At 65.0% G+C, this 12,722-nt stretch carries 12 protein-coding genes; 3 read left to right on the plus strand and 9 right to left on the minus strand.

What is annotated here, in order from left to right; translation table 11 throughout:
* Positions 1-27 precede the first annotated feature (27 nt).
* Positions 28-819, plus strand: a complete 792-nt coding sequence (locus ASC89_RS00555) for an N-acyl amino acid synthase FeeM domain-containing protein (RefSeq protein WP_156384442.1) — start codon at positions 28-30, stop codon at positions 817-819.
* A gap of 183 nt (positions 820-1,002) precedes the next feature.
* Here ASC89_RS00555 and ASC89_RS00560 read toward each other — a convergent pair whose 3' ends face one another.
* The 8 genes from ASC89_RS00560 to ASC89_RS00590 all read right to left on the minus strand — a co-directional run bounded on the left by ASC89_RS00560 (position 1,003) and on the right by ASC89_RS00590 (position 9,647).
* On the minus strand, positions 1,003-2,907 hold the full coding sequence (locus tag ASC89_RS00560; RefSeq protein WP_055993828.1) for a glycoside hydrolase family 127 protein: 1,905 nt from the start codon (positions 2,905-2,907) through the stop codon (positions 1,003-1,005).
* 49 nt (positions 2,908-2,956) lie between these two features.
* Positions 2,957-4,000: a LacI family DNA-binding transcriptional regulator gene (locus tag ASC89_RS00565; RefSeq protein WP_055994859.1), complete on the minus strand. Its 1,044-nt coding sequence runs from the start codon at positions 3,998-4,000 to the stop codon at positions 2,957-2,959.
* 28 nt (positions 4,001-4,028) lie between these two features.
* Positions 4,029-4,928 (minus strand): carbohydrate ABC transporter permease, encoded by a 900-nt coding sequence (locus ASC89_RS00570; protein WP_055993831.1) that lies wholly within the window; start codon positions 4,926-4,928, stop codon positions 4,029-4,031.
* Positions 4,928-5,812, minus strand: coding sequence for a carbohydrate ABC transporter permease (locus ASC89_RS00575; protein ID WP_055875325.1), 885 nt, complete (start codon positions 5,810-5,812; stop codon positions 4,928-4,930). The genes ASC89_RS00570 and ASC89_RS00575 overlap by 1 nt, the downstream gene beginning before the upstream one ends.
* A gap of 78 nt (positions 5,813-5,890) precedes the next feature.
* Positions 5,891-7,147: an ABC transporter substrate-binding protein gene (locus ASC89_RS00580; protein WP_055993833.1), complete on the minus strand. Its 1,257-nt coding sequence runs from the start codon at positions 7,145-7,147 to the stop codon at positions 5,891-5,893.
* 457 nt (positions 7,148-7,604) lie between these two features.
* Positions 7,605-8,492 (minus strand): phosphotransferase family protein, encoded by an 888-nt coding sequence (locus tag ASC89_RS00585; RefSeq protein ID WP_055993836.1) that lies wholly within the window; start codon positions 8,490-8,492, stop codon positions 7,605-7,607.
* A 57-nt stretch (positions 8,493-8,549) separates the two neighbouring features.
* A complete protein-coding gene (locus tag ASC89_RS28335) occupies positions 8,550-8,711 on the minus strand; it encodes a hypothetical protein (RefSeq protein WP_156384443.1) in 162 nt (53 codons plus the stop codon).
* Positions 8,712-9,077: 366 nt separating this feature from the next.
* Positions 9,078-9,647, minus strand: coding sequence for a hypothetical protein (locus ASC89_RS00590; RefSeq protein ID WP_055993838.1), 570 nt, complete (start codon positions 9,645-9,647; stop codon positions 9,078-9,080).
* A 167-nt stretch (positions 9,648-9,814) separates the two neighbouring features.
* Here ASC89_RS00590 and ASC89_RS00595 point away from each other — a divergent pair, with 167 nt between their 5' ends.
* Positions 9,815-10,561 (plus strand): GntR family transcriptional regulator, encoded by a 747-nt coding sequence (locus tag ASC89_RS00595; RefSeq protein ID WP_055875310.1) that lies wholly within the window; start codon positions 9,815-9,817, stop codon positions 10,559-10,561.
* Between the two features lie 22 nt (positions 10,562-10,583).
* Here ASC89_RS00595 and ASC89_RS00600 read toward each other — a convergent pair whose 3' ends face one another.
* A complete protein-coding gene (locus ASC89_RS00600; RefSeq protein ID WP_082533107.1) occupies positions 10,584-12,239 on the minus strand; it encodes a Na/Pi cotransporter family protein in 1,656 nt (551 codons plus the stop codon).
* Positions 12,240-12,434: 195 nt separating this feature from the next.
* Here ASC89_RS00600 and ASC89_RS00605 point away from each other — a divergent pair, with 195 nt between their 5' ends.
* Positions 12,435-12,677 carry a DUF2188 domain-containing protein gene (locus tag ASC89_RS00605; RefSeq protein WP_055993841.1) on the plus strand — a complete coding sequence of 81 codons (243 nt, stop codon included), beginning with the start codon at positions 12,435-12,437 and terminating at the stop codon, positions 12,675-12,677.
* Positions 12,678-12,722: the final 45 nt, after the last annotated feature.

Genomic DNA, 12,722 nt, shown 5'->3' on the forward strand with positions numbered 1-12,722 from the left:
CTCTGTTTGAAAGTTGCGGAGTTCCCTATGCGTTCGGACGTGGAAGGTTCGGCAGCGACGTCGGCTGCTCCGGTGTCTCGCTTCGCCGGCACGCTCATGGAGATACTGGACCGCGTTGAGTATTCGCGCGTCCGTATGGATGTCACCGACAATCCAATCTATCGCCTGCGCTACGAAGCCTATCGTCGCGAAGAATCCGTGCCGTTCAACGATGCCGGCATTGTGGTAGACGACCTCGATACTGCGCCTAACGGCATGAGTTTTGGTGTTCATATCGACGGCGAGCTGGTCAGTTCTATCCGGCTGCATCACGTCAGCGCCAAACATCCTTTCGGCCCGTCGATGAAGAGTTGCCCGGACGTGCTCGAGCCGCTGCTGGCGCGCGGCGAAACCTTCATCGACCCCTCGCGCTTCACCGCCGACTACGAGGCCTCGCTCGCCTACCCGGCGCTGCCGTTCCTGACGCTCAGGATCGCGGTGATGGCGTCGCTGTTCTTCAAGGCCGATGCCTGCCTGGCGCTGGTGCGGCCCGAACACACGGCATTCTACCGCCGCGTCTTCGGCTCCGAGGAAATGTCGGACGTGCGGGTCTATCCCGGCCTCGCCTTCCCGGTGGCGCTCTACGGCGCCTATGTGAACACCAAGCTGCCGGCGACGCTGCGCCGCTACCCGTTTTTCATGTCGACCGAGGAAGAGCGCGAAAAACTCTTCGCCCGCGCCATGGACGAACACTTCGAAGCCCCGCAACGCGCCAGCTCGCGCCTGGCCTATGAGCGGGCCCTGCTGGAGTCACAATTCGGCGGGCAGGCGGCGGAGTAGGCTGCAGTATCTGAGCGTGGGGCACCCCCACCCTAGCTTCGCTAAGGCTTCGCCTAGCTGCGCTACCCTCCCCACAAGGGGGAGGGACGGCGCAAGAACCGAACGCGCAGTACGCGTCTCCCTCCCCCTTGTGGGGAGGGATCAAGGGTGGGGGTGGGCCCCACGCTCTGGCTTAGGTGCCGCTCAGGCCTCCGGGATCCACACCACCATCGAGCCCTGCCCACGGTTGGCCCACAGGTAATAGGGTAGCGCGGTAAGCGTTGCCGGGGCTTCCCTGGGCGGGCTGGTGCGGTAGAGCGGCTTGAACTCGGCTTCGTCCACCGCATTGCCGCCGGCCGTCAGCTGGATGATGCCGTCGAACAGGTTCGACTGCTTGATCGCGATCTCGCTCTGTCGTGGCAGCTTGAAGCGCTGCACCGTGCCGCCCGGGTTGTCGGCTTCCTCGAGGCAGTAGACCAGGGGGCCGCGGGTCAGCGCCACACGGCCGACATCCATCACCACGTGCGGGTTGGCATAGACGCGCTCGACCGGCATCGGCAGCTCGAGGCTGATCTTGTCGCCCTTTGTCCAACTGCGGCTGATGGTGGCATAGCCGTTGACCGGGCTGAGCTGCACCGCCTCGCCATTGACCCTGGCCATGGCGCCCTTGCACCAGCCCGGGATGCGAAGCTTCACCTCGAACACCTTCTCCGTCGCCGGATCGATCTGGATGGCGATGTCGCCCGACCACGGATAGTTCGAGACCTCGCGCACCGTCACTTCCGTACCGCCGACATCGAGCTTGGTCGAAATGCCGCCATAGAGGTGGAAGGCGATGCCGTCGGGCGCAGTCGAAACGAAGTAGCCGCCGACCGAGGCGACCAGCCGGCTGACATTCATCGTGCAGCACGGGCAGGTGTGCCAGTCCCAGCGGGTCGGTGTGCCGTTGCTCTCCAGCGGGTTCATGTAGAAGTAGTGCTCGCCGTCGCGGCTGAGGCCCGACAGCGCGCCGTTGAACAGCGCCGTCTCCAGCACGTCGGCATATTTGCCGTCGAGATCGAGGTGCAGCATGCGCTGCGCCCAGAAGATCAGCGCCACCGAGGCGCAGGTCTCGGCATAGGCGGTCTGGTTGGGCAGATCGAAATCGAAGGTGAAGCCCTCGTTATGCGCCGACGGCCCGAGGCCCGCCGTCACATACATCTTGGTCTCCATCACGTCCTTCCACAGCGTCTCGCACGCCGCCTTGAGGCCCGTGTCGTTCAACTCGACCGCCAGATCTGCCATCGCCGTGTACATGTACATGGCCCGCACCGCGTGCCCGACCACCTTGTCCTGGCTGCGGACCGGCTTGTGCGACTGGCTGTACTCGTACGTGCCCTGCACGTAGCGCTGCCACTCCCAGCCCTTCTTCTCGCGCTCTTCGCGCTCGACGTCGAAGTAATGCGGGTTGGGATTGCCGCGCTCGTTGATGAAGTAGGCAGCCAGGTCGAGGTGCTTCTTTTCCTTGGTCAGGTGATAGAGCTTGATCAGCGCCAGCTCGATCTCCTGGTGTCCGCAATAGCCGCGCTTCTGCCCCGGCCCGGTGCCGAAATTGGTCCGGATATGCTCGACATAGCGCTCCATCACCTCGAGCCAGCGGCGCCGGCCGGTGGTCTCGTAATAGGCGATGGCGCCTTCCAGCATGTGGCCGGCATTGTAGAGCTCGTGGTTGTCGCGCATGTTCGACCAGCGCTTCTCCGGCTCGCGCCCCAGATACCAGCAGTTGAGGTAGCCGTCCGGCGCCTGCGCCTTCTCGAAATCGTCGACGATCGCCTCGATCTTTGCCTCGATGTCGGCATCGCGCTTGTGGCTCAGCGCATAGGCGGCGGCCTCGATCCACTTGCCGATGTCAGAATCCCAGAACACCTGCACGGTAAAGCCGTTGGCATGGCGCGGAAAGCGCAGCGGCGGCGGCGGGTTGGGCAGCTTAAGCGAGTTGAGATAGCCATACTCGACGAGCTTCTTGTGCTGGCTGGGAATGGTGCGGGCGAGCACAGTGTCGAGCCGTTCTTTCCAGAACTCGCCTTCGAGGCGGACATCGACGAAACGCACCGGATGATACTGGCTCATTGCAACTCCTCTTGGCCCAGCCGCCGAGCGAGCGGCCGGGTGTCTGAATTCAACTGGTTGTGCCGGTGGACTCGCGCACCACCAGCGTGCACGGCAGCCGGCGGATCCCCCGCACCGTCTCGCCGCCGATCATCTCGATCAGCAGCCGCCCGGCCTCGTGGCCGAGCGCCGAAAGGTTCATGTCGACGCTGGTGAGCGGCGGCCGCGCCGCCGCGGTCATCACATCCCAGTTGTCGAAGCCGGCCACCGCCACTTCGCCCGGCACCGCGATGCCGCGTTCCCGCAAGGCATCGACGACGCCGCGGGCAATCAGGTCGTTGCCACAAAAGATCGCATCGGGCCGATCGGTCTTGCCGTCGAACAGCGCCGCGACAGCGTCGCGTCCCCAGGCCTCGGTCCATTTGCCCGAGAGATAGAGCTCAGGATGCGCGGTGAGCCCGAGCTCGGCCAGCGCCGAGAGGTAGCCGCGACGCCTGAGCTGCACTGCCTCGAAATGCTCAGGCCCGGTGATATGTGCAATCCGCCGCTTGCCCACTTCGCCCAGGTGCCTGACCGCCAGCCGCGCCCCGCCCTCGTCGTCGGGCAACAGGCACAGCGCATCGCGATCGTCGGCTTGCGAAAACACATAGATTACCGGCAATCCGGCAGGCAGCGGGCCGACCGGCGGCCGCTTGTCGGCGCGGCGGGCGGTAACCACCAGCCCGTCGATGCGCTTGCCGAGCAACTGGTCGAGATGCTGCCGCTCGCGTTCCGGATCGTCGGTGGCGTTGCACATGAAAATGGCGATGCCTCGATCGGCGAACTGCTCCTCCAGAGCCTGGAAGATCGGCAGGGTGAAGCGGCCGAACGAGTCGGTGGAAAGCACCCCCACGGTCATCGAGCGGGTGCGGTGCAGGCTCTGCGCCATGTCGTTGGGGCGATAGCCGATCTCGCGCGCCACCGTCGTGACCTTGTCGCGCGTCTCCTGCCTGAGCCGCCCGTTCGAGTTCAGTGCCTTGGACGCCGTGCCGATCGACACGCCGGCAATCCGCGCCACGTCGCGAATCGTCGGGCCATGGCGGCCGGTGCGTTCATTTGCTGGGGGGCTGGACAAGGGATCTGGCTCGTCGGTCATCGCGGTCCTACTTCACGGCTCCCGCGAGGAGGCCCGAAACATAGTACTTCTGCAACATCAGGTAGATGCCGACGCAAGGGATAATCGAGATCGTCACCCCGGCCTGCAGCATGCCCCAGTCGGTGCCGCCAAGGCTGGTCTCGGTGCGTGCCGCCGCGAGGATCAGCGGCAGGGTGAAGCTGTCCTGCCGGTTCATCATCACCAGCGCGCCGAGGAACTCGTTCCACGAGGTGATGAAGGCGAACAGCGCCACCGTGATCATCGCCGGCACCACCGAGGGCAGGCAGATGCGGACCAGCACCTGGAACGAGTTGCAGCCATCGATCACCGCCGCTTCCTCCAGTTCGATCGGCACCGCTTCGAAGGCGTTGCGCATGATGTAGAGCGAGAATGGCAGCTGGATCGCGGTGTGGATGATGGCGAGGCCGACCAGCGAGTTGGTGAGCTTCAGCTGCGCGAACATCAGAAAGATCGGCGTCAGCAGCGCCTGGTAGGGGATGATCAGCGCCAGGAGCAGGAAGACGAACAGCAGCTCCTTGCCCGGGATCGGGAAGCGCGCCAGCGCGTAGCCGGCCGGCACGGTGAGCAGCAGCGAGAAGGCGATCGCCATGAAGGCGGTGCCGAACGAATTGAGCAGGTAGACCGGCAGCCCGGCCTGGTAGACCCAGAGCTTCAGGTAGCTGTCGAGGCTCCAGCTCTGCGGCACATAGGTCGGCGGCACCGCGGCGGCCTCGGCGGTCGATTTCACCGAGGCCAGCACCGAGGCCACGAGCGGCGCCAGCATGATGACACAGATGAAGAGACACGCGGCGCCCACCAGGTATTTGGTGCGGCTGCGCCACAGGCGCCCCAGCACGCCATTGCCGGCGGCCGTCTCGTCTATGCTCTGGGCGAGATCGGCACTCATCAGGCATGGCTCCGGCGGGTCAGCAGCATCTGGATGATGGTGAAGACGAGAATGATGACGGCAAGGATCAGCGACAATGCCGCGCCATAGCCGAGCTTCAGGTAGGGGAACGAGTTGAGATAGACGTAGAACACCGAGGTGGCGGTGAGGTTCTGCGGCTGCCCGGCGGTCATGATGTAGAACTGGTCGAAGGCCAGCAGCGAGCCGATCACCGAGATCAGCGTCACCAACAGCACCGTCCGCAGCGTCAGCGGCAGCGTCACCTGGGTCAGCCGCTGCCACGGGCTCGCGCCATCGACCATCGCTGCTTCCGATACTTCGGGCGGGATCGCCTGGATGGCGGCAACGAACAGGATCATGCCGAAACCGAGTACCTTCCACACCACCGAGACGATGATCGCCCAGTTCGAGCGGTCGGCATCGACGCCGAGCCAGATCACCGCCTTGTCGATCAGGCCGAAATCGAGCAGCAGCCGGTTGACGAAGCCGTAGTCGGTGGAGAACAGCCAGTACCAGAGCAGGCTCGAGGCCCCGAGCCCGATCACCACCGGCACGAACACCACGGCGCGGGTGAAGCGGCGGAGCGGTGTATTCTTCACCGTCAGCAGTGCAATGGCATAGCCACCGATCATCAGGATCGGGGTGATCAGCAGCGTATATTTGAGGGTGAAACCCAGCGACACCCAGAACTGCTTGTCGTTGAAGGCCTTGGTGAAATTGTTGAGCCCGATGAACTTCGGCGGCGTGATCAGCGACCACGAGTTGAGCGACACCCAAAGCATCTGGCCCAGCGGCCAGGCGGTGAAGGCAGCGACGAACGCCAGCGCCGGCGCGAGGTAGAGAAGGCCCGTGAGCCGATTGGATCTGGTCGAGTAGATGCTCATGGGCGCTTGGTGTCCTCGGCGAGAGGGAAGTGAGCGGTGCTTCATCGGGACGAAGCACCGCCAGGATGTGGGCCGTGCTTACTCGGCCGCGATATCCTTCATCTGCTGCTTGGCGTCGGCCATGATCGTATCGATCGGATCATCGGTGTAGTAGACGCGCTGCAGCATCTGCAGCCACGGGCCCTGCGGCGAGTTGATCAGCTCGAAGAATTTCAGCGTATAGGGCGTGACGCCGATATCGATGGCCTTGGCCACGTCTTTGATCAGCGGCTCCTCGGCATAGTACTTGTTGTCCACCATGTCGCCGCGGGTCGTCATGTTCAGCATCTTGGCATAGACCTCGACCTGAACCTCGTCCGACAGGATGAACTTCATGAAGTCGACCGCGTCGGCGACGCGCTTGGAGCCCTTCGGCACGGTGACGATATCGCCGCCGGCAAAAGATGCCGTCTGGCCGGCCTCGAGGCCGGGCAGCAGAGTGATGCCGAAGTTCATGTTGGGGTTCTGCTCACGGGCGAGCGTGATGTTGAAATTGCCCGTACCCATCATCCCGACCTTGCCCGAGCCGAACTGCAGGTGGAAAGTCTCGCCGTTCTCGGCCTGGTTGGCCGGGTTGATCAACCCTTCCTTGTGCATCATGCGGGCCCATTCGAGCACCTTGGGCACCGCGTCGCCAGTCAGCGGCTCGGCCGCAGCGTCGGCCGGCTCGATCGTGCCGCCCGAGGCCCAGATCAGCGGGCCGAAGGTAAAGATGTTGCAGCCGGCGCAGTTGCCCGCCAGGTAATAGCCATAAGCCCCCTCTTCGACGCCGGTGATCTTCTTGGCGAAGTCATGGATCTCGGCGAGGCTCTTGGGTGGCACTTCCGGGTCGAGCCCGGCCTTCTTGAACAGGTCCTTGTTCCAGAACAGCGCCGAGACGTCCGCATAGAGCGGCACGCCATAGAGCTTGCCGTCATAGGTCGAGACCTTCATGTGACCAGGGCTGGCGGTCTTGATCGAAGCATCGTCGGCGAAATAGCTGGTGATGTCCTCGAGCTGGCCGGCCGCTTCGAACTGGGGCCCGTAGATCAGGTCGAGACCCATCAGGTCCGGCACCTCGCCCGAGGCGATCGACTGCGCCAGCTTGGGCACCATTTCGGTGTGCGGAATGTAGGTCAGGACGATCTTGCGATCGGGGTTCTTCTCGTTCCAGGCAGCGACCAGCGCGTCCACCATGCCGGCATTGCCGCCCGAACGTTCCCACATCTGCAGGTCTTCGGCCCATGCCGACATCGGCATCGCCGCGAGCAGCGTGGCCATGGCCACTGCGCCCATCGTTAGTTTCTTCAGGTTCATCGGCTTCCTCCCTCGATTTGCCGTGCCGCCCTCCGGCCCCGCGACACGCAGGGTTCCTCCCGGGGAATGGCGAGGAAAAGCTTTTCCGGCTCGTTTCGCGGCGGGCACGTGATGGCCGGCTCGCGAATGCGGGAAAAGCTTTTCTTTAATGCTTCGTCGCATGTTTTCCCGTCACGCACAAGGGTGAAGGAAAAGCTTTTCTCGGTGCGCCCAGGAGAGGTGCTCCGACTTTACGTGCTGGGGGTCGATTCACCGCAATCACCCCAAACTCGGTGTCATCCCAGCGAAAGCTGGGACCCAACTGGCCTTCGGCGCAGGCCGTGAAATGGGTCCCAGCTTTCGCTGGGATGACAGCCGGTGGGCGGGAGAGAAGCTACCAGCTCGAAGATCCATCACCCCAAGCAAGGCAGGCTCGCGGCGACCGGCCCAGCCCATCGTCCACGTTGCGGTCACAGCGTCAGGTACTGAACCCCAGCTGCTTCAGTTCCGCCACCCAGTCGACGACGTTCGCCACGGCGTGGTCGTCGGACAGAAACTCTTCGGCCAGCTCGGCGAGGCGCAGGGCCGATGAATAGAGCATCACCAGGTCGCGGTTGACCTTGATCCGCGCCAGTTCCTCGTAGCGCTCGATGATCCTCAGCGTCAGGTCGGCCGAGATCCAGTTCGTGTAGCTGAGGTCGCGGTGGCGCGAGCCGAAGCCGGAATCGGCGAAGTCGAACACGCCGTTGAGCATGCCGGTCTCATGGTCGAACGCCATGTTCCAGCCATGGCCATCGAAATAGCCGTAGACCAGTTCGTCGCCCTCAATGGTGAGCTTGCGGTACGCCGCCATGGTGCGCTTCACGAAACCCTTGTAGCCCCGCGGCAGCTTGGCCTCGGTCCGCACCAGGATCTCGTCCGGGCTCATCCACGGATCGACGCCTGTGGCGCCAACCGCCTGCATGCGGTTGAGCGGCAGCGCGTGGAGCTCTGCATAGAGCTGCGCCATGCGGGTCGCCAGCGCGTTGCGCCGGCCCTCGTCGAGCTCAAGGTATTGCGGCTTTTCCAACGATGAGCCGGGCAGTTTCAGGTGCTGTGAGAACGGCACTGGCCCTTCATGCAGCACCATCTGCGGCAACGGCATGGTGACCCGCGGCTTGAGGAATGCCAGGAGCGCCACTTCCCGCCTGAGCCGCGCTTCGGCATCGGGATGACGGGCAAACTTGAAGATCCAGCCGTCACACTCGAGCGCGACACTGTCCCAGCCTTCGGTGAGCGGGACGAAATTGCCGCCCGCGAACTGCGGCAGGGTGCCGATCACCAGCGCGCGCAATCGCGCGATCTCCGCTGCCGGCACCCCCTCCATCGTCACGACTCCCCATCAAGCGGGCGCGAATCTAGACGAGGCCGGAAGAAAGTCCAATCAGGCCGGATGCAGTTCCCGCACCATTTGCCTGTGCCGGCGTGGCGCCTTGGCATGATGCTTCGCCTTATCCGGCGGCGCGCGCCGGTGGGTGGGCATACGCACGCCGAGCGCATCGGCGACGGTCTTTTCCAGCAGGCGGTCGAGTTCTGCCTTGTGCATGATGACGTCTCCTTGCCCGCGCGGGGTTGGCCCCACGCCATTTGCCTGAAGAAACGCCGCTCCCCCTGGAGGAGTTGCCTCACTGGCACTTCAGATTCCGGTGATCGGTTACCGGCCCTTGATAAAGAGAGTTCCGTTAACGGTTTAGGCGGATACTATCCGAACCGGAATTTAAGCGTCACCGGCTGTATCACTGTGTTTCCGCCACATCGCGGAGGGGCAACATGCGGTCCGTAGGCCTGGCGGCACTCCTGGTCGCCATCCTGTTACTTCTGTTTCCGTTCTATCGGCAGTGGGTGCCGCACATCCCCATTTCGACCGGGGACAGCCGCCTGCTTGGCGGCTTGTTGTTGGGCGCCGGCGCACTCACCCTGGCGGTTTTTCGGCCCCGGGCTTAGCAGCGCCCGCTGCCTCGTCAGGCTCCGGCGACACCGTCAGCCGGTCATTGGCGAACGCCTCGGCGAACATCGCCTCGACGCTCTGCAGCCGCTTGGGCGGCGCGGCAACGGGCTCTGAGGAAGGCGCAACGACCGGCTTGGCCTCCAGCACCGGCGTAGCGGGCATCGGTTCGACGACCGCAACCGGCTTGGCTTCCGGCGCCGGAACTACCGCCAGCTTCGGTCGGGCCGGCTTGTCGTCCGCCACCGATTTTGGATCTGCCGCCGGCTTCACCTCGGTCATGGCTTTGCCTTGGGCCACCGGCTTGGCCGCGGCCTCGGTCCGGGCTGCCGGCCGCGCCAGCAGCGACGTCTTCGGCGCGACCGGGACGGGTTTTTCCACCGGCGCAGCCACCGCCGCTGAAGCGGTGCGCGCCCTGCGGAAGCGGCGGCTCAGCCGCCCATGTTCCAGCGTCGAGATGCCGATCAGCAGCAACAGGCTGGCCGTGACCCCGATCCCCAGCCCCACCAGCAGCCACACCAGCGCATCGTAACTCATCGTGGCTCACACCCCGGCTGTTCGCTCCGGCCGCCAGCATGCCGGATTTGCCCGCTTCCTCGCAACCGCGACAGTTCAGCTCGCCCCCAGTAACCGGGTTGCTCGGCCAATCCGAACATGAGACGACTAATCAATTGCGTCGCCAGCCCGCCTGTTACGAGATCCCCATGCTGCAAGCCAGAACGCGCCCGCTGCTGCCCGATGTCGTCCGCTCCGAGCTGAGGCGCGCGATCATCGAAGGCGAGTTTCCGCCTGGTTCGAAACTGCCCAACGAAGATGCGCTGTGCGCCCGGTTCTCGGTAAGCCGCATCACCCTGCGCGAGGCAGTGCGCGGCCTGATCGAGGATGGTTATGTCGTCCGCCGCCAGGGCTCGGGCACCTACGTCACCGAGGGGCCGCGGCTGCGCAACTCGCTCGACACCAATTTCAGCTACACCGAATACCTCGAAAGCACCGGCCTCAGCGTCACCAAACAGGTGCTCGGCGCTACGCGTGTCCGGGCCGATGACGCCGTGGTGGCGGCGCTGAACCTTGCCCCCGGTTCGGATGTGGTGGTGATCCGTCGCGTCCGCAGCGCCGACGGCCGGCCGGCGGTGTTCTCGATCGACAGCCTCGCCACCGACATCGCGGATGAACGCACCGATCTCGCCGCCTTCGGCGGCTCGCTCTACAAGCTCCTCGCCGACCGCGGCCACACCGTCGATCACGCCCGGGCCGTGCTGGCTCCGGTCAACGCTGACGCCGAACTGGCCGAACTTCTGAAGGTTGAGGTTGGCGCGCCGCTGCAGCACCTGCGCCAGGTCGACCACGATACGGGTGGCCGCCCGGTAATGCTGTCACTCGAGTGGCATGTGCCCGAAGTGATCGAGCTGCGCGTCTATCGTCGTGGGCCGGGGCCTCAGCCCACCGGCTGACTGCTGAAGCTGAAAGCGCGCTCTAGCCCGCTGGCTTCAACCGGTGATCCAGCACTTCGCCGGCCTCCTCGAGCACCAGGTAGCCGATCGAGGCCATCAGCGAGTTGATGGTCTTCATGGCGCGCAGCGTCTCGAGGTGGAGGTTGGAGGTGGCAAGGCTCGCCTCGGTACCGTCCTTCAACCGCTGCATATGCTGGCGCTGGCTGGCCGCCACCGCCTCACGCATCCGGGTCTTTTCGACCACCAGCTTGCGCGCCTGGTTGAGGTCGCGGGTGACGAGCACGTTGCGTGCCAGCTGCATGTTCTCCACCACCTGGCTGTGCAGCTCCGCCAGTTCGCGCCAGCCGGTGGGCGAGAAAGCGAGCCGCTGTTCGCGCCGCACTTCGGCGAGCCGCAGCAGCGTCTTGGTGATGGCGTCACCGACATACTCGAGATTGACCGCGATGGCCGCGAGATCCTGCCCCCGCCGCGCGCTGTTGCTGTCCTCGTTGAACTGCACCCGCGCCAGATAGAGCTTGATATCGCTCTGCGCCTGGTCGATCGCCGCCTCCATCAGCCGGGCCTGGCGAATCTTTTCCTCATCGCCGGCCTTGTAGATCTCCATCACCGGCTCGAACATCCGGCCGACAATCTCGGCCATACGCAGCAGCTCACGGGTGGTCGAGGCCAGCGCCATGCCGGGATCGCCCACCGCTGCTTCGTCGAGACAGCTGGGCGGCACCCCGATGGCCGCCGCCGGATCGGTCGTTGCCGGCGCGCGGATCAGCCGCTCCATCAGCCGGGCCATCACGCCGGTGAGCGGCAGGCCGACGAGCAGCAGCGCCACGTTGAAGATGAGGTGCAGCCCGACCAGCTGCTGCACCGGGCTGAAGCCGGCCGCCAGCCCCGAGCCGCCCAACAGCAGCACCGCCAGCGCCAGCACGGCGCCTGCGACGCGGGTTATCAGGTTCCCCGCCATCAGGCGTTTGGCTTCGATACTGCTGTTGCGCGTCAGGACGAACGGTCCGATCGCCGTGCCGATATTGGCGCCGAACAGCAAGGGCGCGGCCGCCTCGAACGGCAACACCCCGTGCTGCGACAGCACCACCAGTAAGAGGATCGTCGCCACCGAGGAATGGAACAGCCAGGCGATCGCCGCCCCGGCCAGCAGCGCCGTCAGCGGCTCCTTGCCGAGATACTGGACCACCGCCGGCAGGACCGCGCTGTCGCTGAGTGGCGCCGTGGCCTCGCTGAGCAGCTGCAGCGACACGAAGATCAGCCCGAGCCCGACCAGCGCGCGGCCGCTCTGCTTTACCCGCCGTGACTTGCCCTTGAAGAACAGCAACCCACCCATGACCAGCAGCACCGGCGGCAGCAGGCTGAGATCGAGGCTGAGGATCAGCACCACCAGCGCCGAACCGAAATTGGCGCCGAGCACGATGGCGAGGCCGGTTGCCAGTGCGAACATGCCGCGCGAGGCAAAGGCAGCAGCGAGCATCCCCGCGGCAGTCGAACTCTGCAGCACCAGCCCGAGCCCGGCGCCGACGGCGGCGCTGCGCACCGGCCCATCCGTCGCCCTGAGCAGCCCGGTAATCTCCGGGCGCCAGCCGCGTTCGGTGCCGGTATGCACCATATGCACCGCCCACAGCATCAGCGTCACGGCCCCCGCGACATGCAACAGGAAGAGATAGGCGGTCACTGGCAGGCCCTTTCATCTCAGGTGAGTGAAGCGCGGCGCACGCGATGGTTTGCAACGATAGGCTGCTTCGGCGCGTTCGTCATGAATCCCGCGCGAATACGAGAGATTTGAGGCGGCAAGCCGGAACGACCGGCCGCCGCTCGCAACAAGCGACGGCGCACCCTACATTGACAGTTCACCTGAAGGAGCGCCGCCATGAGCACAGTGAAGTATGAAGTCGTCCAGCATGACGGAGGCTGGGCCTACAAGGTGGGCGACGTGCTGTCGGAAACCTTCCGCAGCCATGCCGCGGCGCATGAGGCGGCGGAAGCCGCTGCACGGCGCCAGCGCGTTGCCGGCGCGACCGATGGCATCGAGTATGAAGACGCCCGCGGCGTCTGGCATCAGGAAGTCGCGGAAGGCACCGACCGTCCCGACACCGAGGTCAACGACGACTAGCGCTTCCGAACTGGAACGGCTTCACCTTTGCGGCAAGCCCCGCTG

Source organism: Devosia sp. Root413D1 (assembly GCF_001425235.1).
Classification (GTDB): Bacteria; Pseudomonadota; Alphaproteobacteria; order Rhizobiales; family Devosiaceae; genus Devosia_A.

Coding starts and splice junctions, on each gene's coding strand:
- ASC89_RS00555 (WP_156384442.1), top strand. CDS start 28: ATGCGTTCGGACGTGGAAGGTTCGGCAGCGACGTCGGCTGCTCCGGTG.
- ASC89_RS00560 (WP_055993828.1), bottom strand. CDS start 2,907: ATGAGCCAGTATCATCCGGTGCGTTTCGTCGATGTCCGCCTCGAAGGC.
- ASC89_RS00570 (WP_055993831.1), bottom strand. CDS start 4,928: ATGAGTGCCGATCTCGCCCAGAGCATAGACGAGACGGCCGCCGGCAAT.
- ASC89_RS00575 (WP_055875325.1), bottom strand. CDS start 5,812: ATGAGCATCTACTCGACCAGATCCAATCGGCTCACGGGCCTTCTCTAC.
- ASC89_RS00580 (WP_055993833.1), bottom strand. CDS start 7,147: ATGAACCTGAAGAAACTAACGATGGGCGCAGTGGCCATGGCCACGCTG.
- ASC89_RS00585 (WP_055993836.1), bottom strand. CDS start 8,492: ATGGAGGGGGTGCCGGCAGCGGAGATCGCGCGATTGCGCGCGCTGGTG.
- ASC89_RS28335 (WP_156384443.1), bottom strand. CDS start 8,711: ATGCACAAGGCAGAACTCGACCGCCTGCTGGAAAAGACCGTCGCCGAT.
- ASC89_RS00590 (WP_055993838.1), bottom strand. CDS start 9,647: ATGAGTTACGATGCGCTGGTGTGGCTGCTGGTGGGGCTGGGGATCGGG.
- ASC89_RS00595 (WP_055875310.1), top strand. CDS start 9,815: ATGCTGCAAGCCAGAACGCGCCCGCTGCTGCCCGATGTCGTCCGCTCC.
- ASC89_RS00605 (WP_055993841.1), top strand. CDS start 12,435: ATGAGCACAGTGAAGTATGAAGTCGTCCAGCATGACGGAGGCTGGGCC.